The organism is Mycobacterium sp. P7213 (assembly GCF_900604305.1).
Lineage (GTDB): Bacteria > Actinomycetota > Actinomycetes > Mycobacteriales > Mycobacteriaceae > Mycobacterium.
This window is the reverse complement of sequence record NZ_UWOA01000025.1, coordinates 40789-62807: the sequence shown is the minus strand read 5'-3', so window position 1 is coordinate 62807 and position 22019 is coordinate 40789. Positions and strand designations below refer to the sequence as shown.

Annotated in this window: 22 protein-coding genes and 1 tRNA gene; 17 read left to right on the top strand and 6 right to left on the bottom strand. The window is 67.3% G+C overall.

Annotated features, from left to right (window positions below; translation table 11 throughout):
* Window positions 1-50: 50 nt before the first annotated feature.
* The 5 genes from steA (at window position 51) to xerD (ending at window position 5731) form a co-directional block, all read left to right on the top strand.
* Window positions 51-1232: a putative cytokinetic ring protein SteA gene (steA, locus tag EJK91_RS11670; RefSeq protein WP_024442031.1), complete on the top strand. Its 1182-nt coding sequence runs from the start codon at window positions 51-53 to the stop codon at window positions 1230-1232.
* A gap of 37 nt (window positions 1233-1269) precedes the next feature.
* Entirely contained in the window at window positions 1270-2211 is a 942-nt protein-coding gene (locus EJK91_RS11665) for a copper transporter (RefSeq protein WP_024442032.1), read from the top strand.
* A gap of 142 nt (window positions 2212-2353) precedes the next feature.
* Entirely contained in the window at window positions 2354-4162 is a 1809-nt protein-coding gene (locus EJK91_RS11660) for a CTP synthase (protein ID WP_024442033.1), read from the top strand.
* Complete coding sequence (locus tag EJK91_RS11655; RefSeq protein WP_024442034.1) at window positions 4155-4778, top strand: NUDIX domain-containing protein; 624 nt, start codon at window positions 4155-4157, stop codon at window positions 4776-4778. The genes EJK91_RS11660 and EJK91_RS11655 overlap by 8 nt, the downstream gene beginning before the upstream one ends.
* The gene (gene xerD, locus EJK91_RS11650) at window positions 4775-5731 is read left to right on the top strand and encodes a site-specific tyrosine recombinase XerD (protein ID WP_125079009.1); all 957 of its coding nucleotides are present in this window, start codon (window positions 4775-4777) and stop codon (window positions 5729-5731) included. Before EJK91_RS11655 ends, xerD begins: the two co-directional genes overlap by 4 nt.
* Before the next feature lie 79 nt (window positions 5732-5810).
* Here xerD and EJK91_RS11645 read toward each other — a convergent pair whose 3' ends face one another.
* Complete coding sequence (locus tag EJK91_RS11645; RefSeq protein ID WP_125079008.1) at window positions 5811-6566, bottom strand: O-methyltransferase; 756 nt, start codon at window positions 6564-6566, stop codon at window positions 5811-5813.
* 112 nt (window positions 6567-6678) lie between these two features.
* Between EJK91_RS11645 and EJK91_RS11640 the strand changes: the two genes are divergently transcribed.
* The 6 genes from EJK91_RS11640 (at window position 6679) to der (ending at window position 12058) form a co-directional block, all read left to right on the top strand.
* Window positions 6679-7536 carry a ParA family protein gene (locus EJK91_RS11640; RefSeq protein WP_024442037.1) on the top strand — a complete coding sequence of 286 codons (858 nt, stop codon included), beginning with the start codon at window positions 6679-6681 and terminating at the stop codon, window positions 7534-7536.
* A 113-nt stretch (window positions 7537-7649) separates the two neighbouring features.
* Window positions 7650-8414, top strand: coding sequence for a segregation/condensation protein A (locus EJK91_RS11635; protein WP_036457661.1), 765 nt, complete (start codon window positions 7650-7652; stop codon window positions 8412-8414).
* A gap of 14 nt (window positions 8415-8428) precedes the next feature.
* Window positions 8429-9211, top strand: a complete 783-nt coding sequence (gene scpB, locus EJK91_RS11630) for an SMC-Scp complex subunit ScpB (RefSeq protein WP_081654526.1) — start codon at window positions 8429-8431, stop codon at window positions 9209-9211.
* Complete coding sequence (locus tag EJK91_RS11625) at window positions 9208-9966, top strand: pseudouridine synthase (RefSeq protein WP_192831007.1); 759 nt, start codon at window positions 9208-9210, stop codon at window positions 9964-9966. The genes scpB and EJK91_RS11625 overlap by 4 nt, the downstream gene beginning before the upstream one ends.
* Window positions 9963-10655 carry a (d)CMP kinase gene (gene cmk / locus EJK91_RS11620; protein ID WP_046302188.1) on the top strand — a complete coding sequence of 231 codons (693 nt, stop codon included), beginning with the start codon at window positions 9963-9965 and terminating at the stop codon, window positions 10653-10655. The genes EJK91_RS11625 and cmk overlap by 4 nt, the downstream gene beginning before the upstream one ends.
* Complete coding sequence (der, locus tag EJK91_RS11615; protein WP_036457664.1) at window positions 10652-12058, top strand: ribosome biogenesis GTPase Der; 1407 nt, start codon at window positions 10652-10654, stop codon at window positions 12056-12058. The genes cmk and der overlap by 4 nt, the downstream gene beginning before the upstream one ends.
* Before the next feature lie 10 nt (window positions 12059-12068).
* Here the strand turns inward: der and EJK91_RS11610 are convergent, their stop codons facing one another.
* On the bottom strand, window positions 12069-12503 hold the full coding sequence (locus EJK91_RS11610) for a hypothetical protein (RefSeq protein WP_125079007.1): 435 nt from the start codon (window positions 12501-12503) through the stop codon (window positions 12069-12071).
* A 60-nt stretch (window positions 12504-12563) separates the two neighbouring features.
* On the opposite strand from EJK91_RS11610, the gene EJK91_RS11605 reads away from it, so the two are divergent.
* Entirely contained in the window at window positions 12564-13346 is a 783-nt protein-coding gene (locus tag EJK91_RS11605) for a sulfite exporter TauE/SafE family protein (protein WP_046302187.1), read from the top strand.
* 5 nt (window positions 13347-13351) lie between these two features.
* Here the strand turns inward: EJK91_RS11605 and EJK91_RS11600 are convergent, their stop codons facing one another.
* Entirely contained in the window at window positions 13352-15007 is a 1656-nt protein-coding gene (locus EJK91_RS11600; RefSeq protein WP_241178684.1) for a patatin-like phospholipase family protein, read from the bottom strand.
* 183 nt (window positions 15008-15190) lie between these two features.
* On the opposite strand from EJK91_RS11600, the gene EJK91_RS11595 reads away from it, so the two are divergent.
* From EJK91_RS11595 to EJK91_RS21785, 3 genes are all read left to right on the top strand, one after another.
* A tRNA-Pro gene (locus EJK91_RS11595) sits at window positions 15191-15264 on the top strand.
* 132 nt (window positions 15265-15396) lie between these two features.
* Window positions 15397-15897, top strand: a complete 501-nt coding sequence (locus tag EJK91_RS11590; RefSeq protein WP_125079005.1) for a hypothetical protein — start codon at window positions 15397-15399, stop codon at window positions 15895-15897.
* 145 nt (window positions 15898-16042) lie between these two features.
* Window positions 16043-16210 (top strand): hypothetical protein, encoded by a 168-nt coding sequence (locus EJK91_RS21785; RefSeq protein ID WP_164517942.1) that lies wholly within the window; start codon window positions 16043-16045, stop codon window positions 16208-16210.
* Window positions 16211-16309: 99 nt separating this feature from the next.
* On the opposite strand, the gene EJK91_RS11585 is transcribed toward EJK91_RS21785, so the two are convergent.
* Window positions 16310-17410, bottom strand: coding sequence for a DNA-binding protein (locus EJK91_RS11585; protein ID WP_241178682.1), 1101 nt, complete (start codon window positions 17408-17410; stop codon window positions 16310-16312).
* A gap of 508 nt (window positions 17411-17918) precedes the next feature.
* Between EJK91_RS11585 and EJK91_RS11580 the strand changes: the two genes are divergently transcribed.
* On the top strand, window positions 17919-18515 hold the full coding sequence (locus tag EJK91_RS11580; RefSeq protein WP_241178681.1) for a heme peroxidase: 597 nt from the start codon (window positions 17919-17921) through the stop codon (window positions 18513-18515).
* 121 nt (window positions 18516-18636) lie between these two features.
* Here EJK91_RS11580 and EJK91_RS11575 read toward each other — a convergent pair whose 3' ends face one another.
* Entirely contained in the window at window positions 18637-19260 is a 624-nt protein-coding gene (locus EJK91_RS11575) for a DUF7255 family protein (RefSeq protein ID WP_125079003.1), read from the bottom strand.
* 217 nt (window positions 19261-19477) lie between these two features.
* Here EJK91_RS11575 and EJK91_RS22945 point away from each other — a divergent pair, with 217 nt between their 5' ends.
* Complete coding sequence (locus EJK91_RS22945) at window positions 19478-20938, top strand: hypothetical protein (protein ID WP_164517941.1); 1461 nt, start codon at window positions 19478-19480, stop codon at window positions 20936-20938.
* Between the two features lie 557 nt (window positions 20939-21495).
* Here the strand turns inward: EJK91_RS22945 and EJK91_RS11565 are convergent.
* The gene (locus EJK91_RS11565) at window positions 21496-21954 is read right to left on the bottom strand and encodes a hypothetical protein (protein ID WP_125079002.1); all 459 of its coding nucleotides are present in this window, start codon (window positions 21952-21954) and stop codon (window positions 21496-21498) included.
* Window positions 21955-22019 lie beyond the last annotated feature (65 nt).

Below are 22019 nucleotides of genomic sequence, written 5' to 3'. Positions count from 1 at the left end.
TACGGCGCGCCTCCCGCGATTCTCGCGACGTCCCGGCCAGAATCGCGGCCATGAAGATGTCTGCGCTGCTGTCTCGTAACACCGCCCGGCCTGGCCTTGTCGGTACGGCTCGGGTTGACCACGACATCGACCGACTGCTGCGCAGGGTGGGCCCCGGCGACATCGTGGTCCTCGACATTCTCGACCTGGACCGGATCACCGCCGACGCATTGGTGGAAGCCCAGATCGCCGGCGTCGTCAACGCCTCGGCATCGATCTCCGGGCGCTACCCCAACCTGGGGCCGGAGGTGCTGGTCGCCAACGGCGTTACGCTGATCGACGAAGCCGGCCCCACGGTGTTCAAGAAGATCCGCGACGGCGCCAAGATCCGGCTCCACAACGGCGCCGTCTACTCCGGCGACCGTCGGCTGGCCCGCGGCGTCGAACGCAGCGACGTCGAGATCGCCGACATGATGATCGAGGCCAAGAGCGGGCTGGTGGCCCACCTGGAGTCCTTCGCCGGCAATACCATCGAGTTCATTCGCAGCGAGAGCCCGCTGCTGATCGACGGGATCGGGATTCCCGAGATCGATGTCGACCTGCGGCGCCGCCACGTGGTGCTGGTCGGCGGCGAAGCCAGTGCCGCCGAAGACCTCAAATGCCTCAAACCCTTCATCAAGGAGTACCAGCCGGTGCTGATCGGCGTCGGCGTCGGAGCCGACGTGCTGCGCAAGGCCGGCTACCGCCCGCAGCTGATCGTCGGCGACCCCGACCAGATGAGCGCCGAGGTGCTGCGCTGCGGCTCGCAGGTCGTGCTGCCAGCCGACGCCGACGGCCACGCCCCCGGTCTGGAGCGCATCCAGGACCTGGGTGTCGGGGCCATGACCTTCCCGGCCGCCGGATCCGCGATGGACCTGGCACTGCTGCTGGCCGACCACCACGGTGCGGCGCTGCTGGTGACGGCCGGGCACACCGCCAACATCGAGACGTTCTTCGACCGGACCCGTCAGCTGAGCAACCCGTCGATGTTCATGACCCGGCTCAAGGTCGGCGAGAAGCTGGTGGACGCCCGCGCCGTCGCCACGCTCTACCGCAGCAGGATCTCGGCCGGGGCGATCGCGCTGCTCGTGCTGACCATGCTGGTGGCGATCGTCGTCGCATTGTGGGTCTCGCGGACCGACGCCGTGGTGCTCGAGTGGCTCGGCACCTACTGGCAGCACCTGTCGCAGTGGCTGCGGCACTGGGTGACCTAATAGGGATCGACGCACAAGGATCGGGGTCAGCACCGCCATGATCACCCCTCGCTATCACGCGATGTCGCTGACGGCAGTGCTGCTGGCACTGGTCTTCGGTGTCGTACTGGGTTCTGGACTGCTGTCGGGTCCGCTGCTGGCCGGCATGCAGTCCGACAAACAGGATCTGCGTGAGCAGATCGACGCGCTGCATGACCAGCACACCGCGCTGAGCGAACGACTGCGCAACGCAAACGATTTCGACGCCCAGATGGCGCCCCGGATAGTGCGCGACACGCTGACCGGCAAGTCCACGGTGATCTTCCGGACCCCGGACGCCGCCGACGGCGACGTCGAGGCGGTCTCGCGGATCATCGGGCAGGCCGGCGGAACCGTCACCGGAACGGTGACGCTGACGGCGCAGTTCGTCGACGGCAACGCCGAGGAGAAGCTGCGTGCCGTGCTGGAGTCCGGGATCGTGCCGGCCGGTGCCCAACTGAGCACCAGCCTGGTCGACCAGGACGCCCAGGCCGGTGACCTGCTGGGGATCGCGCTGCTGATCAATCGCAACCCGACGATTACCCCCACCGACGACGCCGCCCGGGCCACCGTGCTGGCCGCGCTGCGCGACACCGGCTTCATCACCTACCAACAAGAGCGCTTTCCGGCCGCCAACGCCGCCATCGTGGTGGCCGGCGGGGGGCTGCCCGAAGACGCCGGAACCAGCGGGCTGAGCGTGGCCCGGTTCGCCGCGGCACTGGCACCGCACGGCTCGGCGACGGTCCTGGCCGGCCGGGACGGGTCGGCGTCGGGCACCGCGGCGGTGGCGATGGCCCGCACCGACCCCGCGGTGGCCGGCACCATCAGCACCGTCGACGACGTGGACATCGAGTCGGGCCGGATCACCACCGTGATGGCGGTGAGCAGCCTGATCGGCGGCGGCCAGCCGGGCCAGTACGGCATCGGCCACGGCGCCGGATCGGTGACGCTGGCGCAATAGCCGGGACCCGTCACCGGCCGTGTCCGGGCGCGGGTGGGCGTGTCTGGAGCCGAGACGCCGGGTCGATGTTAGGGTGAGATTCCGTGGGTCGGCAGGCCCTCAAGTTCCTGCGCCGTCGTCACGGAGGTTGGTGTTGCCACCACTGCGAAAGCATCCGCAAACCGAGCCGAAGCATCTCTTCGTCACGGGCGGAGTTGCGTCCTCGCTGGGTAAGGGTTTGACCGCAAGTAGCTTGGGCCAGTTGCTGATCGCCCGGGGACTGCAGGTCACCATGCAGAAGCTGGACCCCTATCTCAACGTCGATCCTGGGACCATGAACCCCTTCCAGCATGGTGAGGTGTTCGTCACCGAGGATGGCGCCGAGACCGACCTCGACGTCGGTCACTACGAGCGATTCCTGGACCGCGACCTGTCCGGTTCGGCGAATGTGACCACCGGCCAAGTGTATTCGACGGTCATCGCCAAGGAACGCCGCGGCGAATACCTCGGCGACACGGTGCAGGTGATCCCGCACATCACCGACGAGATCAAGCGGCGCATCCTGGCCATGTCGGAGCCGGACGCCGACGGCATGCGCCCCGATGTGGTGATCACCGAGATCGGCGGCACCGTCGGCGACATCGAGTCGCAGCCCTTCCTGGAAGCCGCCCGTCAGATCCGTCACGACGTGGGCCGCGACAACGTCTTCTTCCTGCACGTGTCGCTGGTGCCCTACCTGGCCCCGTCCGGTGAGCTCAAGACCAAGCCCACCCAGCACTCGGTGGCCGCGCTGCGCAGTATCGGCATCACCCCCGACGCGCTGATCCTGCGTTGTGACCGCGACGTTCCAGAGGCGCTGAAGAACAAGATCGCGCTGATGTGCGACGTCGACATCGACGGGGTGATCTCCACCCCGGACGCACCCTCGATCTACGACATCCCCAAGGTGCTGCACCGCGAGGAGCTGGACGCCTACGTGGTGCGCCGGCTCAACCTGCCGTTCAAAGACGTCGACTGGACCGAGTGGGACGAGCTGCTGCGCCGTGTCCACGAACCCCACGAGACGGTGCGAATCGCTTTGGTGGGCAAGTACATCGACCTCTCAGATGCGTATCTGTCGGTGACCGAGGCGCTGCGGGCCGGCGGCTTCACCCATTTCGCGAAGGTCGAGATCCACTGGGTGGCCTCCGACGCGTGCGAAACCCCGGCCGGCGCCGCCGCCGCGCTGGGCGAGATGCACGGGGTGCTGATCCCCGGCGGGTTCGGCATCCGCGGCATCGAGGGCAAGATCGGCGCCATCGCCTACGCCCGCACCCACGCACTGCCGGTGCTGGGACTGTGCCTGGGCCTGCAATGCATCGTGATCGACGCGGCCCGCACCGCCGGGGTCACTCAGGCCAGCTCGGCGGAGTTCGACCCGGACACCCCCGACCCCGTCATCGCGACCATGGCCGACCAGCAGGAGGCGGTCGCCGGAACGGCCGACCTCGGCGGCACCATGCGGCTGGGCGCCTATCCGGCCGTGCTGGAAGCGGATTCGATTGTCGCCGAGGCGTATCAGGCCACCGAGGTCTCCGAGCGCCACCGGCACCGTTTCGAGGTCAACAACGCCTACCGCGACCGGATCGCCCAGAGCGGGCTGCGGTTCTCCGGCACCTCCCCGGACGGCAAGCTGGTGGAGTTCGTCGAGTACCCGCGCGAGGTGCACCCGTTTCTGGTGGGCACCCAGGCGCACCCGGAGCTCAAGAGCAGGCCCACCCGGGCGCATCCGCTGTTCGCCGCGTTCGTCGGCGCGGCGATGGACTACAAGGCCGCCGAGCGGCTGCCGGTGGAGATCCCCGAGCACGCCCACGAGCCGCACGCCGCCGATCACGATGACGCCCAGAACGGAGCGCAGGGGCACGGCGGCAGCGCCCAGCCGTTGACCGACCCGGTGCAAGAAGCGCTGCCGGAACACGTCACCCGTGGCTGACCACGTCTTCGAGACCACGTCGTCGCAGCTGCTGCACAGCGGCAAGATCTTTGCGCTGCGCCGGGACGAGGTCTTGATGCCGGGTGGCGCGACGGCCACCCGGGACGTGGTGGAGCACTTCGGGGCGGTGGCGGTGGTCGCCGTCAACACCGAGGGCCAGATCCCGCTGATCTACCAGTACCGCCACGCGCTGGGCCGGCGGCTGTGGGAGCTGCCCGCCGGCCTGCTCGACGTCGGTGGCGAGCCGCCGCATGTCACGGCCGGACGCGAACTGGTCGAGGAGGCCGGTCTGACCGCGACCACCTGGCAGGTGCTGGTGGACCTGGACTCCACGCCGGGCTTCTCCGACGAGTCGGTGCGGGTGTACCTGGCCACCGGTCTGACCGAGGTGGGCCGCCCGGAGGCCCACGACGAAGAGGCCGATCTGAAGTGCGAGTGGTATTCGCTCGCCGAGGCGGCACGGATGGTGTTTTCCGGCGAGATCGTCAATGCCATTGCCGTGGCAGGGATCCTGGCCGCACAGGCGCACCGTCAGGGCTTCGCCGAGCTGCGTGACACCGACGCCGAGTGGGTCGACCGACCGAAAGCGTTCGCCGCCAGGCAGAACCGGCCATGACCACCGTGACCCAGCCGGTGTGCCCGCTGGGCGGGCAGTTGCAGGGGTATCTGGATCACCTGACCATCGAACGCGGGGTCGCGGCCAACACCTTGAGTTCCTATCGGCGCGACCTGCGCCGCTACCGCGAGCACCTGCTGGCCCGCGGGATCGAGGATCTGGCCGGCGTCGCCGAAGGTGACGTCACCGAGTTTCTGGTGACGCTGCGTCGCGGCGACCCCGACAACGGCGTGCCCGCGCTGTCGGCGGTCTCGGCGGGGCGCGCACTGATCGCGGTGCGCGGGCTGCACCGGTTTGCCGCGGCGGAGGGACTGGTGGCGACCGATGTGGCGCGCTCGGTCAGGCCGCCGACCCCGGGGCGCCGGCTGCCCAAGAGCCTGACCGTCGACGAGGTGGCGGCGCTGTTGGCCGGCGCCGGCGGCGACAGCGAGTCTGACGGGCCGTTGACACTGCGCAACCGCGCCCTGCTGGAGATGTTGTACTCCACCGGATCTCGCATCTCCGAGGCCGTGGGCATGGACATCGACGACATTGATGTGGCCGACCGGTCGGTGCTGTTGCACGGCAAGGGCGGCAAGCAGCGATTGGTGCCGGTCGGGCGGCCGGCGGTCGCGGCGCTGGACGCCTACCTGGTGCGGGGCCGCCCGGATCTGGCCGTCCGCGGCCGCGGCACCGCCGCGGTGTTCCTCAACGCCCGGGGTGGGCGGCTGTCGCGGCAGAGCGCCTGGCAGGTGCTGCAGGACGCCGCCGAACGGGCCGGAATCACCGCGAAGGTGTCACCACACACGCTGCGGCACTCCTTTGCCACCCATCTGCTCGACGGCGGTGCCGACGTGCGGGTGGTGCAAGAGCTGCTCGGCCACGCCTCGGTGACCACCACCCAGATCTACACCCTGGTCACCGTCAACGCCCTGCGTGAGGTCTGGGCCGGCGCCCACCCCCGCGCGCGCTGATTCTTTACCGCTCGAGCGTGCGTGTCTGCCCGCCGACACGCCGTAAAAACTGTCCTTCTGCGCACGCTCGCGCCAGGTACTAGCCGCCCAGGTAGGTCGACTCGAGCACCAAGTCGTGCAGCAGGCTCTGGTACTCCACGTGCGTTTTGTGTTCGACGGTGTCCCACCGCGAGCCCTGCTGGGCCTGCATGTACTCGCGGTAGCGCGGTGCGCCGGGCAGCTTGACGTTGTCGGCCACCACCACCGCCCCCGGACGCAGCCAGCCCCGATCGAGGATGGCCTGCAAGTCGGGCAGGTAGGCGTCCTTGTCGTGGTCGATGAACAAGAAGTCCAGCCCGCCGGCGGCAAAACCGTGCTTGGCGGTCAAGGCGTCCAGGGTGCGACCGCCGTCGCCGATGGTGCCCACCACGCACGTCACCCGGTCGGCCACCCCGGCGTGCGCCCAGATCCGCCGGGCGTTGGCGGCGTTGGCCTCGGCCAGCTCGATCGAGTAGATCCGCGCCGACGGTGCCGCGCGCGCGATCCGCAGCGCGCTGTAGCCGCAGTAGGTGCCCAGCTCCAATGCCAGCGCCGGATTGACCCGCTGTACCGCGGCGTCCAGCAGCAGGCCCTTCTCATCGCCGATATTGATCAGCAAAGACTTCTCGTAGGCGAACTCGTCGATGCGGGCGAGCACGTCGTCGATGTCGCCGGCCCGGGCCTTGGCCAGCACGAAGTCGACCGCTGCCGCCTCGCGGCCGTCGCCGATCTGACCCGTGGTGACGATGTTGCGCGCGCCGGTGGCCATCCGCAGGAACGACCACCGCAGGAAGGGCAGACGTCGTTTGAGGCTCATGGATGCGATCCTATGACCGTCAGCACCGCATTCACTGGTCATGTGGCTAATACGGACGCCGGACACCTATTAGACTTCTGCGGATGTCCGCCACCACAGCGCCGGTTCGGCCATGAGCGACGACGACACTCCCGACGTCGGCTTGACCGGGCGTCCGCCGCGGAATATCCCCGAGCCGCAGCCCCGTTCGACGCACGGGCCGGCCAAGGTCATCGCGATGTGCAACCAGAAGGGCGGCGTCGGCAAGACGACTTCCACCATCAACCTCGGTGCCGCGCTGGCCGAATACGGCCGCCGGGTGTTGCTGGTCGACCTGGACCCGCAGGGTGCGCTGTCGGCGGGCCTGGGGGTGCCGCACTACGACCTGGCGCACACCGTGCACAACCTGCTGGTCGAACCGCGGGTCGGTATCGACGACGTGCTGGTGCAGACCTCGGTGGAGAACCTGGACCTGGTGCCCTCCAACATCGACCTGTCCGCGGCCGAGATCCAGCTGGTCAACGAGGTGGGGCGCGAGCATTCCCTGGCGCGGGCGCTGACGCCGGTGCTGGACCGCTACGACTACCTGTTGATCGACTGCCAGCCGTCCCTGGGGCTGCTCACCGTCAACGGTCTGGCCTGCGCCGACGGCGTGGTGATCCCGACCGAATGCGAGTACTTCTCGCTGCGCGGCCTGGCGCTGCTGACCGACACGGTCGACAAGGTCCGCGACCGGCTCAACCCGAAGCTGGAGATCAGCGGCATCCTGCTGACCCGTTACGACCCGCGCACGGTCAACTCCCGCGAGGTGATGTCGCGGGTGGTGGAGCGCTTCGGCGACCTGGTGTTCGACACCGTCATCACCCGCACCGTGCGTTTTCCCGAGACCACCGTGGCCGGCGAGCCCATCACCACCTGGGCCCCGAAGTCCGGCGGCGCGCAGGCCTATCGTGCGTTGGCCCGCGAAGTCATCGACCGATTCGGCGCGTGAACGTAGACACACCGACGGCCGACGCCCCCGCCGAACCGCCGGGTCCAAGCGGCGGTCCCAGCCTCACCTCTCCTCCGTCGAGCCTCGCTGAACCGCCGGGCTTCCAGGTCCGGCTGACCAACTTCGAGGGTCCCTTCGATCTGCTGCTGCAGCTGATCTTCGCGCACCGCCTCGACGTCACCGAGGTGGCGCTGCACCAGGTCACCGATGACTTCATCGCCTACACCCGCGACGTCGGCGCGCAGCTGGAGCTCGAGGAGACCACCGCCTTTCTGGTGATCGCCGCGACACTGCTCGACCTCAAGGCGGCCCGGCTGCTGCCGGCCGGTCAGGTCGACGACGAAGAAGACCTGGCGTTGCTCGAAGTTCGCGACCTGCTGTTCGCGCGTCTGCTGCAGTACCGGGCGTTCAAGCACGTCGCGCAGATGTTCGCCGAACTGGAAGCCGCCGCACTGCGCAGCTACCCGCGCGCGGTGTCGCTGGAAGACAACTTCGCCAACCTGCTTCCCGAAGTAATGCTCGGTGTCGACGCCGAGTCGTTCGCTCAGATCGCGGCGGCCGCGTTCACCCCGCGCCCGGTCCCGGTGGTGGGCCTGGAACACCTGCACCAGGTGATGGTGTCGGTACCCGAGCAGGCCGGTGTGGTGTTGCGGCTGTTGGAGGCCCGCGGCACGGGGCAGTGGGCGTCGTTCTCCGAACTGGTCGCCGACTGCTCGATGCCGATCGAGATCGTCGGGCGCTTCCTGGCTCTGCTCGAACTGTATCGGGCCCGGGCGGTAGCATTTGAGCAGTCAGAACCACTTGGTGTGCTCCAGGTGTCGTGGACGGGGGAACGTCCCACCAATGAAGACCTGGTGAAAGCAGAATCGGCCGAGTAGTGCGAGACGAATTGATGACTGACCACCTGCCCGACTCCGAAGTGCCGGAGGATATCGAGGCACCCGAGGTTGGCGACGCTGTGGAACAGCCCGAAGATCACGGCGACGAAGGCTCCGCCGGCCCGTCGGACTCCAATCTGGGGATCGACGTCGCACTGGCACCCGAACTCGAGGACGCCGAGCTGGGATCGGTGCTCGAGGCGCTGCTGCTGGTCGTGGACACGCCGGTGACGGTGGAGGCATTGGCGGCCGCCACCGATCAGCCGGTCTATCGGATCACCGCCAAGCTGCGGAACATGGCCGACGAGTTCACCGAACGCGACAGCGGCATCGACTTGCGCGAAGCCGGTGGCGGCTGGCGGCTGTACACCCGTGCCCGGTTCGCGCCGTACGTGGAGCGGTTACTGCTCGACGGCGCCCGCTCCAAGCTGACCCGCGCCGCGCTGGAGACGCTGGCCGTGGTGGCCTACCGCCAGCCCGTGACGCGGGCCCGGGTCAGCGCTGTGCGCGGGGTGAATGTGGACGCGGTGATCCGCACCCTGGTGGCGCGCGGCCTGATCACCGAGGCGGGCACCGATCCCGACACCGGTGCGGTGACGTTCGCGACCACGGAGTTGTTCCTGGAGCGGTTGGGCCTGTCGTCGCTGACCGACCTGCCCGACATCGCCCCACTGCTACCCGACGTCGACGTGATCGACGACTTGAGTGAAAGCCTGGACAGTGAACCGCGTTTCATGAAACTCGGCGGTGCGCCGGCGAACGATCAGCCGCTGGCCTTCGATGTGGACCACCTCTGATGGCGTGGCCGGACGAAGAACAAGCCGGCGTGCGCCTGCAGAAGGTGCTGTCGCAGGCCGGGGTCGCCTCGCGGCGGGTCGCTGAGCGGATGATTCGCGACGGCCGGGTTGAGGTGGACGGCCGGGTGGTGACCGAACTGGGCACCCGCGTGGACCCCGCCTCCGCGGTGATCCGGGTCGACGGCGCCCGGGTGACCGTCGATGACACCCGGGTCTACCTGGCGCTGAACAAGCCGCGCGGAGTGCATTCGACCATGTCGGACGACCGCGGACGGCCCTGCATCGGCGACTACGTCGAGCACCGAGTTCGTGGCGACGCCAAGCTGTTTCACGTCGGCCGCCTCGATGCCGACACCGAGGGCCTGATGTTGCTGACCAACGACGGCGAACTCGCGCACCGGCTGATGCACCCGTCGTATCAGGTGCCCAAGACCTATATCGCCACCGTGGTGGGCGCCATCCCGCGCGGACTGGGCAAGAAGCTGCGCGAGGGTGTCGAACTCGACGACGGCCCGGCGAACGTCGACGACTTCGCGGTGGTCGACACCGTGCCCGGCAAGTCGCTGGTGCGGGTCACCCTGCACGAAGGACGCAAGCGGATCGTGCGGCGGATGCTGGCGGCGGTCGGATTCCCGGTCCAGGAGTTGGTGCGCACCGACATCGGTTCGGTGGCGCTGGGGGAGCAGCGTCCCGGCAGCATCCGGGCGTTGACCCGCAAGGAAGTCGGCGAACTGTATGCGGCGGTGGGCCTGTGAGCGCGGGCAGTGCCGCCGTGGTGGCTATCGACGGGCCGGCCGGAACGGGAAAGTCCACGGTCGCAAAGGGACTGGCGGCGGCGCTGGGATCCCGGTATCTGGACACCGGCGCGATGTACCGGGTCATCACGCTGGCGGTGCTGCGCTCCGGTGTGGCACTTGATGACACCGACGGCATCGGCGCGGTGGCTCAGGACGTCGCGGTCTCGGTGGAATCCCAGCCCGAGGGCGACCGCGCTTTTCTTGGCGACGAAGACGTTTCGCAAGAGATCCGCGGCGACGAGGTGACCCGCGCGGTGTCGGCGGTGGCCGCGGTGCCCGCGGTGCGCACCCGGCTGGTCGCGCTGCAGCAGCAGTTGGCCGCGCAAGGCGGTGGCGTGGTGGTCGAAGGCCGCGATATCGGCACCGTGGTGTTGCCCGACGCCGACGTGAAGATCTTTCTGACCGCCTCGGCCGAGACCCGGGCCCGGCGGCGCAATGACCAGAACATCGCGGCGGGGCTGCGCGACGACTACGCCGGCGTGCTGGCCGACGTGTTGCGCCGCGACGAGTTGGATTCCACGAGGGCGGTGTCGCCACTGCGGCCCGCCGACGACGCGGTGATCGTGGACACCGGAGACATGACCCAGGAGCAGGTGGTCGACCATCTGCGCGGCCTGGTTGAGCAGCATTGCGGGGCGATCCGATGAGTGACGGAACCTGGGTCGACGAAAGCGACTGGGAGATCGGCGAAGAGGGCGGCTTCGACGATCTGGTCGAGGACTCCGGTCCGCCGCCGGTGGTGGCCGTGGTGGGCCGGCCCAACGTCGGCAAGTCGACGCTGGTCAACCGGATCCTGGGCCGGCGTGAAGCGGTGGTGCAGGACCTGCCCGGCGTGACCCGTGACCGGGTGTCCTACGACGCGCTGTGGACCGGCCGGCGCTTCGTGGTCCAGGACACCGGCGGCTGGGAGCCCGACGCCAAGGGCCTGCAGCAGCTGGTGGCCGAGCAGGCTGCGGTGGCGATGCGTACCGCCGACGCGGTGATTCTGGTGGTGGACACGGTGGTCGGCGCCACCGCCGGCGACGAGGCCGCCGCGCGGATTCTGCGCCGGTCCGGTAAGCCGGTGTTCTTGGCCGCCAACAAGGTTGACAGTGATCGGGCCGAGGCCGATGCGGCGGCGCTGTGGTCTTTGGGGCTGGGCGAGCCGTTCACCGTCAGTGCGTTGCACGGCCGCGGAGTGGCCGACCTGCTGGATGAGGTGATCGCCAAGCTGCCCGAGGTGGCCGAAACCGCCGGCGGCGGAGGTGGCCCACGACGGGTGGCGTTGGTGGGCAAGCCCAACGTGGGCAAGAGCTCGCTGCTGAACCGGTTGGCCGGCGACGAGCGGTCGGTGGTGCACGACGTGGCCGGCACGACCGTCGACCCGGTCGACTCGCTGATCGAAATGGACGGCAAGATCTGGCGTTTCGTCGACACCGCGGGGCTGCGCCGCAAGGTGGGGCAGGCCAGCGGACACGAGTTCTACGCCTCGGTGCGCACCCACGGGGCTATCGACGCCGCCGAAGTGGTGATCGTGCTGGTCGATTCGTCGTTGCCGCTGACCGAGCAGGATCAGCGGGTGATCTCGATGGTGGTCGAAGCGGGCCGGGCGGTGGTGCTGGCCTACAACAAGTGGGACCTGGTCGATGAGGACCGGCGTTACGTGCTGGACAAGGAGATCGACCGGGACATGGCCCGGCTGGCGTGGGCGCCGCGGGTGAACATCTCGGCGAAAACCGGTCGCGCCGTGCAGAAGTTGGTGCCGGCGCTGGAGACCTCGCTGGCCTCCTGGGACAAGCGGATCTCCACCGGCCAGCTCAACACCTGGCTCAAAGAGGTAGTTGCCGCGACCCCGCCGCCGGCGCGCGGGGGCCGCGCACCGCGCATCCTGTTCGCCACCCAGGCGACGTCGCGTCCCCCGACATTCGTGTTGTTCAGCTCGGGATTTTTGGAGGCGGGCTACCGCCGGTTCCTGGAGCGGCGATTGCGGGAGACGTTCGGATTCGAGGGCAGCCCGATCCGCATCAATGTGCGAGTGCGAGAAAAGCGCGGTCCCAAGCGTTCTCGGTGAGCCGTCAGTTTTACCCGGTCTTGCTCAGCTGGAAGTCCCACTGCCCGACGACCCCGCCGGCCGGGCCTCGTCCGCACGGTTCCAGGGTGGCGGTGGTCCATTGGCCGGCCAGCGTCACGGCATCGAAGCTGACCGTCTTCGACACCGGCAGCGGGGTGTGATCCACCGGGCAGTCCATGCTGCCCCGCCCGCTGTACTCCCAGCGGCCGCCGTTGAGGTGAAACTCCGCGTTCTGCAGCCAGCGTTCGGCATCGACGGTGGTGCATGTCGCGCCGCACGGGGTGAACGTCCACGTCGCAGTCCGCTGCGACGGGCCGTGCTGCGCGGTGAAGGCGTACGGGCCTGACGGCACCTCCGGGGCGGCCTGGGCCACCGGCGGCGCCCCGAGGGCGAACAGCAGCCCGCAGACAGCACCGAGCGCCCGCATTCCGGTAATGCCGATCATCGCCTCACCTCTCCGCCGGGCTGCCTTAGCCCTGCGCACGATCAGCGTAGGGTGCTGCAAATGCCGGTATCGCAGATGGTGTTGATCCTGCTGGCGGGGGTGGGCGCCGGGGCGATCAACGCCCTGGTCGGCTCGGGCACACTGATCACCTTCCCGACCCTGGTGACGCTGGGTTTTGCCCCGCTGACCGCGACCATCTCCAACGCGATCGGCCTAGTGGCCGGCGGCATCTCCAGCACCTGGGCCTACCGACGCGAACTGCGCGGTCAGTGGGACAGGCTGCGCTGGCAGATACCGGGATCGCTGCTGGGAGCGGTGCTCGGCGCCTATCTGCTGCTGCACCTGCCCGAGAGCGTGTTCAACCGCATCGTGCCGGCACTGTTGGTCGGCGCCCTGGCGCTGGTGGTGATCGGGCCGAAGATCCAGGCGGTGGCGCAGCGCCGCGCGGCCGCCGAGGGCCGCTCCACCGACCAGCTCAGCGCCGGCCGGCTGACGGCATTGGTGGTCGGCACCTTCGTCGTCGGGGTGTACGGCGGCTATTTCGCTGCGGCCCAAGGAATTCTGCTGGTCGGCGTGATGGGGGTGCTGCTGCCCGAGTCGATGCAGCGGATGAACGCCGCGAAGAACCTGCTGGTGCTGATCGTCAACGTGGTCGCCGCCGTGGCCTACATCGTGACGGCATTCGACCGGATCAGCTGGCCAGCAGCGGGATTGATCGCCGTCGGCTCTCTGATCGGGGGATACCTGGGCGGTCACTACGGGCGCCGGCTATCCCCGAACGCGCTGCGTGCGGTGATCCTGGTGGTCGGTCTGATCGGGCTCTACCGGCTGCTGACGGTCTAGCCGGCTCAGGCGGGGCTCTGCCTGCGCCACCGGTCCCAGCGGCTGCGCGGTGCCCGGGTCGAGGCCATCACCTCATCCATCGGCGCGGCGTGCGGGTGATCCGGTTGCGCGGGTGCCTTCGGCGTCACCACCGCGGGCTCGGTGCCTTTCCACCAGACCGGCTGCAGCAGTGCCGAAACCACCGGAATGGCGTGCCCGACACTCTTGCGCCCCCACTGGCAGGCCCGGTCGATGGTGGCCGCCGACGGTGCCAGGTTGACCGGTGACAGGGTGGGGGAGAACCGGACCAGATGGTCGGCATAGGGCGCGTTGCGCACCATCTGCAACTGGATCGCCTGGGTGATCGGCACCAGCCACAGGTGCTTGGGGTCCCACTGCGGGTGGAAGCAGTCGAAGGCGAGGTAGCAGGCGTTGCGGGTGCCCAACCGGCCGGCCCGCACCCGCTTCCAGGCCAGCTCCAGCGGCACATTGCTGGCGGCACCGCCGTCGACCAGGGCGCCCACGTCGTTGTCGGCCAGCAGCGCGTCGAACAGCGGCATCATGGCCGGGTCCTTGGGCTCGTGGTGCAGCACCCCGGGGATTGCCGACGAGAACGACGCCGCGTCAACGACGTTGACGTCCCGGTCCGGGTTGTCGCCGCCGATCACGATCGGTGTCACCACCCGCGGGTCGATGAAGGCGGCCGTCTGCCACATCCGCGTCGCCACCTGCGGGCCCAGGCCGATCGACAGATACGGGAAGGACCGCAACTGCAGTCCAGCCAGGCTCTGATTGCGGTAGCGCCCCGGCAGCGCCGCAAACGGCTGGCGGCGTACCCCGGCAACCACCGCATCGAACGGAATCTCCAGATCCGACATCTTCATCGGTGCGCCGTCTTCGCGGCGGAACATCGCGTCGGCGAACACGTCGAAGTTCAAGGCGAACACACCGGTCAGGCCGTGGCGGCGGCGCAGCCGCTCGGGACCCAGGATGGCGCGGAACGACACCGTCTTGGCCCACTCGATGTATTCGTCGATGGGCACCGGCAGGGTGCGGCTGACCACCGAGCTCAAGATGGAGCCGAACGAGGACCCGATCAGATAGTCGGGCACCGCCCCGGACTCCAGCAGGGCCGCCATGCCGCCGATGTAGACGAAGCCGGCGCCGCCACCGCCACCGAGGACGGTGACCAGCTTCTTGTGGCCCACCTCGGCATCCAGTTCGGCCAGTGAGAAGTCGTTGCCGTGGCGTTCGGCAAGCAGGCGGCGCTGCTCGTCCTGCTCGGGGGCCAGCGCGCCCAGGGTGTCGCGGGCGGCGACCAACGCCATCACCGGGTCGCGTTCCTCGCGCAGTGGGCCGCGCAGCGCGTCGGCCACCTTGGCCCGCCACCCGGCCAGTTCCGCACCGACCGAGACGTCACCGCGGCCGCGGGCGCCGCCCGGGCCGGCGGCCCCGGGCTCGAAGTCGTCGAGCCGGGCGAAGTTGAGCAGATACCGCAACCGGCGCAGCTGCTCGGCGCTCAACACGTCGGGCCGGCGCAGCGTGTGCCGGATCAGCCGGTTTTCCATCTTCTGCAGCAGCAACATGGTGTCGCCGCTGTCGACGACGTCGACCACTTCGTCGGTGACGGCGGGGTCGCCGCTGATCTCGGGAATGTCTATGGGGTCTGGGGGGTCGGGCATCTCCGACCACTGCTGCGAGGGGGGAAGCTGCATATGTGGTGGTTCCTGAGGGTTAGTCGCGCTGCCGGGGGAGGCAGTCCCGCGTGGCCGAGCCTACGCGGTGAAGGTGTCCTCACGCGGATTCGGGACACCCGCGGGCGTGCGGTAGCATTTCGACCTGCTGCCGGAGAAGTTCGGCGGTGGCGGGCTGTGGCGCAGTTTGGTAGCGCACTTGACTGGGGGTCAAGTGGTCGCAGGTTCAAATCCTGTCAGCCCGACAGAGTTGAGGTCAGGTCAGAGGGTGTTGTCGAGCAATCGGAGACACCCTTTTTCCAATTTGGACACCGCTTGTAGCCACCCCGGGCATGATTTCGGGGCTAGACGGGCACGGCGAGAACAGCAGTGGAGACATGGGAAACGAGGCACTGGACGTAGCCGTCACTGAGTTCGTTGCAGCGGTCGAGGAGCGCAACCGTGTGAGCGAGTTACTCAGAAAAGAGCGACAGTCTGCGCCGGCTCCCATCACACGGGACACGGATGCGGTGAAGAGATACATCGCTGCCCTCACCTCGGCGTACGAGAAAGTACGCACCGAGCTTGAGGCGAGCTACGTCAACATCGCGTCGAGTGGCGCGACGGTGATCGGGCTGACGGACAATCCGAACATCGCGAACCCGGCGCAGGCGCTGATGGACGATGCCGTAGCGGAGCGCGGTGAGTTGAAGAAGATGCAGGCCAGGTTGAAGAGGTTGGAAAGTGCAGGTGCTGGGCGGCTGGTCGTATTCTTCAGCCTCTTGCCGACGATTCTCCGCGCCTTTCCTCGTGAACAGCAGATACACAAGCACCTGACCGACCTGACCTCCTACTACCTGCTAGAGATGATGGATGACACCGGCGGCGACGGCTCCTAGCTGAGTCTTCGGTGGCCATGAACTTGGAGCTGGTGAAAATCCCTCACCGCCAGGGCGTGCAGCCATTCGGCTCCGATCACACGAGGTACTCATTCACCTGGTTGAGCGGCACCAGTGACCCGACAAGTACACCAACTATCGGGTGATGCTCGACGGCGTAGAAGTCGCGCGCTTGGTGACCGATGAAACGGTCTACTTCGCAGCCTGCGGATTGGGCGCGCTGAGTCGGGACGACGATTCAGACCAGTTCTGGGGCAGCGGTGTGGGGTGGCAGCGTTTCGTGAATCGCGACGGAAAATGCCGCCCTGCCTGAACTTGTCCAGCCCAACTGCTGAGGTAGTGGCCCGTGACGGTGCGGGGGACACCGCCGTGGGGTGTACAGGTGACGGTGGCGATGGGATCGGGGAATGTGTCAGGCAGGCGCAACGCTAGCCGTGCTCGTGCTTGAAGCAGTTTCGGCTTCGATGCCGACCTGGTACAAGCTTTTTCCGTTCCACCTCCACACCTCCGAACCGCTGATCGCGACATTGCCGCGCCCGCCTGCTTCGGAAATGATGTGCTTCGTCAGTCCCGTGGGAGTGTAGGTTTCTTCGGTGTTCGAGGCGCACCAGCGTAGGGGGCGGGCTCGATCATTGACCCAGAATGCGCGTCCTCGCAGCGGGTTCTCCGCGATCCAAGCATCCACCAGGGCAACGGTCGCTGCGTCTCGGAAGCCTTGCAGGTCGAAGGTGAGTTCGCTGTCTTCGGGGATGGTCTTCAGGTCGTGTAGGAGATAGGTCGTCCGCATCCTCCGATTGCTCTCGGCAATCTTCGTCGCCACTGAGGCGGCGGTCGTGACGGCAACGCCAGGAGTCAGGACTCTGGTGGAGGGGTCTACAGCGGGGAACAGTCGGCGGAACACAACGCACGGCTTTCCTTCTTCGAGCATGAAGGCGTTGACGGTGTGCATTTCGATGACCAGGTTCGGGGTGAGATTCGAGAGCCATGTGACGGTGGTGTAGGTCTGAGCGGTGAAATCCTCTGCAAGAAGGATGATCTTGGGGACGGTGAGCACGTCGTCGTCCCAAGTTCCATCGACGTGACTTTCGAGCAGCTCGGCGGCATCGGCGGGGGCGTAGGGCTGCTCGGGTGTTCCACGATTGAGGTAGTCGGCGTGCGCGTCAGCGAGTGTTTCCTTGCTGAACCCGGCGACCAACGCTGCGTAGGTGATCGCCTGCATGTGGACGTTGGAGTCGGTCCCGCGCTTCAGTTCCACGACCACAAGTTGGCCTGTGGCATCGAGTCCGAGTATGTCCAGACGCTCTCGTGCCAGGTCACCCGAGTCTGATGACCACTTGTTGTATTGGGTGGTGACGACGCGAACGTTCTCGCCCAGCACCTCGGGGTGATCGACCACCCAACGTTCCAGGTGGGTGGCTTCCCAGAACCCCAGCTTGGCGAGCTGCGTAGAAGGCATCGGTGCGCAAGTCATACGGTCTTCCGCCACGGCAAACATCAGCATCTCTGACGACATGCCACGAAGTGTTGCACGCACGGCGGACGGGCTGACTAAGCAGCACATGGGCGGAGCTGGACAACCGTACGAAGGAGAAGGTTCAACGATGAGCAGTGCCGATTGAGTGCCCCCACCGTTGCCTTGATTGAGCTGAACGGCGCAGGAGTGTCGCAGACTGCGGTTAGGTTCGTGCCGTTCGCAGTGGCACGTACGTGAAAGGCATGAAAATGCAAGTGGAGTCCGCTGAATCGCGGCGCGTATTCAAGATTGGGCAGGAGGCGTATGGAGGAGCAACGATAGTCAACTACCCCGAAACGTTCGACTCGTTCCAGGTAGTGGGAGATGAACTCGTGGTATCGCGCAATGGCTCGGTAGCGGCTCGCTTCGGCAGCGATGGGCGGTTCCGGCTTTGAGTGCTACTGAGCCTGATGTTGAGTCGCGCGAGGTTGCCGTTCTAGGGACTGCTTGCGCGCGTGACCTCGGAGACCCCATGCGGTGGTTTGCTCCAGATGGATATCCAAATTCTTTGGCGCTGAGCATTGTTGATTCCATTTATTCGACGGGGGCCCGCTATTCCTCCGTGGAGAATGTCGTTGCGCGGTATCGCAGCTTCCGACGGGATGTGGGAGCTGACCCGAATGTCGATGGTGCGGATGAACTTGCCGCGACATTTGCGCAACTCGGCGTGGACGGTTGGGCTGATTCCATCGGCAATCGTCGTCCGACATCCTCAGCCAAGGGCGCACCGCTGAAAGCCGAAGCCATATTGCTTGCCGTTGAGGCGCTTTCGGGTCAAGGTGTGCGGAGTGCGGCGGACTTGCGTGCGTTGAGTTGGGACCGTGAACGTGCGCAACAGGTGGAGTCCGCGTGGAGGGCTGTACCAGGGCAGAGCTCTGGCATTACCTGGGCGTACCTGCTGATGCTCGCGCACGTGCCTGGTGTCAAGGCGGATCGGATGGTCGTGCGATATGTAGCCCGTGCGTTGGGAGCAGGGGAGCGAGGCGTGAGCGCGTCCAAGGCGGCGGACCTGGTAACGGGCGTCGCTGGGGAACGTGGCTGGGATGTCCTGAAACTTGACCACGCTATATGGAGGTTCGAATCCGGGCGACCTTTTCAGACCTGACGGGCAGAGGCACGGACATTTCGTGACTGATTGTCTGCTGCCCATCGACGGTTGACCCCGCATGGAGGTGCATTCTGCGACAGCTTGGCGGAGTGCACCTCCATGAATGAGGAGACCGTCGCTATCCGAGCGTCCGTTGGTCAATCAGCGCGGTGAGGGCGTTGGCGTCCATCGGTGCGTTTCCGCTGAGGACAGTTCCGAGGGGGACACCGCCAAGGTCGTCATAGATCGACAGCCTGACCATCCGAACGCCGCCGTGGAGTGCGGTGATATCGCGCATGGCGTCGTAAATTGCGCGTTGCTTCCAGCGTGGCGAGCCGGCCCCGTCGAGGACACCGTTCGGTCCAGGTGGTCCGAACTGTCGCTCTGTCGAAGCATTCGTCCAGTACCCGCCATAACCGCGACCCTTTCGACAGTCGTCTTCGAACTCGGCTGCGTACGTGATGTAGGAATTTCGCCAGGGAAGTCGCTGCGCCCATTCAGTTTCCAGTGTCGTTGCACGGTAGCGGTTGAAGTGCGCGGATTCGTCCAGCTCCACAACCAAGTTGCCTGCGTATGCGGAATCCCATGGTCCCGTTCTGAGTGGGGGATCAGGGTGAATGCCCCCGAGCGCGCGATATAGATTGATGACCTTTTCGCGCGCTTCGGGTGGCATCGCAGCGAGCTTCGGGCGTGGGGGTTGGTCCGCTTCGCTGAACCCCATCCCGCGCAGTATTCCGCCAAGCCGGTCCTGTTGTGCGCCCATACTCGATCCTCCCCGATTTTGCCTCTTGGCGTGATCACATCTGCGGGACCGTAGCGGGCAGGTGTGACACAAACCGCTGCGCTGTTGTAGATCGGTTCGGATGCGCCTGCAGGCTCTGTCGCCACTGTGGTCACCGCCGGCGACAATCCCAACAGATTAAGCGTTCACTTTTTGTTAAGGTTTCGACCAGGATTTGCTTAGCCAGAGGAGCAGGGGTATGGGTGTTCGGGTAGGCAAGCGCAAGGTCGGTCGCACGGCAGCTGCTGCCGGTGCAGCGGGGATGTTCACGGCTTTTGGGCTGATCGCGCCGGCCGCGCACGCCGACTTCGAGGATCTCTTCGACAGCTTCAGCGCGATGGATACTGGTTCCGCAGTGGGTACCGCGCCTGATGCTGCGGAGACCTTCGATCTGTTCTGGGTCGGTGCTAACGGGATGGGTGGCTTGCACGCTCACCTGGAGGACTTCATCAACGACAACCTCTGGTGGCTCAGCCCGATCAACGCACTGTTTGCCGTCGATAACCATTGCGGCCTGATCTGCGACGGCGCCGACTCCACGCTGATTACTAACGAACTCGGTCAGATCATCGGTGGTACCGCGGCTCAAAACGGCGGCTGGTTCTTCGGTGAGGGAGGTAACGGCGCAGCTGGGTTCGCCGGTGGCTCGGCTGGGATGATGGGCAACGGCGGTGCCGGCGGTGACGGCTACCTGCAACCGGTGGCCGAGGACTCCAACGTCGTGGTGGCTATCGCCGGCGGAGCCGGCGGGAGGGGTGGATGGCTGTTCGGCAATGGTGGTGATGGCGGCGACGGTGGCGGTGCTGTCAGCCCCTTTCTTCAACCGTGGTATCTGGACTCCCGTGGTGATGGTGGAGCCGGTGGAGCCGGTGGTGACGCGGGGCTTTTCGGTAGCGGTGGTAGCGGTGGCGCCGGTGGTTCCGCCGCGAACCTTGGTTACGACTCCGATTCCGCTCCGATTCCAGGCGGCGGTTACATCCCCGTCAACGGCGTTGACGGCGGCAACGGCGGTTCGGGCGGCCGAGGTGGCGCTGGCGGCTCGATCACCGGCAACGGCGGCGACGGCGGGGACGGCGGCGTTGGTGGCCGCGGCGGCAACGGTCTGCCTCAACAGCTGTTTCCCGGCGTTGGCACCCCCGGTGACGGTGAATCCGGTGCTAACGGCGGTGCGGGCGGCGACGGCGGTCTAGCGGGTAAGGCGGCTGGGCTGCTGCCCGGGACTGCTGGGACTTCTGGCGACGGCGGCCAGGGCGGCGGAGGCGGCCAGGGCGGCTACGGCTACGGAGTCGGCCACCTCGGCGGTGCCGGCGGCAACGGCGGCGCTGGTGGCAACGGCGCAGACGGTGGAGTCGCGGATGGCAACGGCGGGAACGGCGGCAGCGGTGGCCGCGGCGGTAGCGGCTACTACGGGGCGGATGCCGGCGAAGGCGGCACCGGCGGCAAAGGCGGCGACGCCGCATCGGGTGGTGCCGGCGGCAATGGCGGCCATGGCGGCGATGGCGGCTGGGTCTTCCAGGGCGGCGGTACCGGCGGTATCGGCGGCGACGGCGGTGACGGAGGCAACTCCGGAAACCAGGCGGGCGGAACCGGAACCCCCGGAACCACAGGCAGTGGCGCCAACGGACAAGGTGGCACCGGAGGCGCCGGCGCCCAGCCGTAATCCCAGGATGAGGCGGCAACGGCGATGACCACCCCCGCTGACCGCTTCAGTCGCTCCTCGGCTCGGCGACGCAACGCTTCGGGGTTGCCGGCTCCGCGGCGCATCGGTGCGCCGATGTCGATGATCGGCTCCCCGATCCGCTCGTCTCGGCGGGGAGGTTTCCCGCTCGTAGGAGTCGGCCAATTCCTGGTAATCGGCGCTGGTCAGCTCGTCCGCACCCATGCCCCCGACGCTACCGCCGCACACCGTCACAGTTCCCGCTCTCCGGCGTTCCACGCGCGGGCGACGCCGCGCACGAGGGTGCGTACCGCGCTGACCGGCGATCCTCCGTGCGGTGGTGCCAGGTGGCACATCCAGCAGGAGCAGACACTCACCCCGGCGTAGACGAACTGCCAGTAGCAGCGGCCGACACGGCCGGTGCTGCGGTCGGGTAAGTCGCAATTGCGGCCGGCGCAGCGGTGGACGGGGCCGACGGAGATTCACGGCGTGCGACGCGGACGTGAAACGGAGCATGAGCATCGCTGACCGGTGTGTCGTATGAGACTAGAGCTCCTCGATTACGGGCACTCGCCGGCGTGCGCTTGCCAGCACTCCGGGCACACCTTCGGTTCGCGTCGTTGGGAAGCGTTCGCCTTTTGCGGGATCCCGGACGCGTAGGCGCAATCCAACGGCTCCATCTTCAGGTCGGGGAAGTACTCGGCCTTGAACCGTGTGAGCTGCACGTCGATGTGGTGGCGCAGCCCGTCGGTCATCTCGCTACGGAAGTGCAGCAGAGCCCGGTACACGGCCTCGTCGTAACGAGCCTGCGCCTTGGATGCCGTGAACTCCCCCTCGAGCACGTTGCTCACGCCACGGCGGCAGGAGCGCAGTTGGGCGGTGCCGATATTGCGCTTCGTGGCGGCGTCCTCGACGGTGAGGCCGGCTTCCTCTTCACGGAGGGTGTGGCCGAAGTGGCACTCGGCTCGGCGGAGGAAGCCACGGATCTCGTCGCGGTGCGAACTGGCGGTGTGGGTCACGGGCGCAAGCGTCGCACAGTGCGAGGACATCGCGAGGTTGCTCGAAGTTGTCTCGCGAGTTGCTA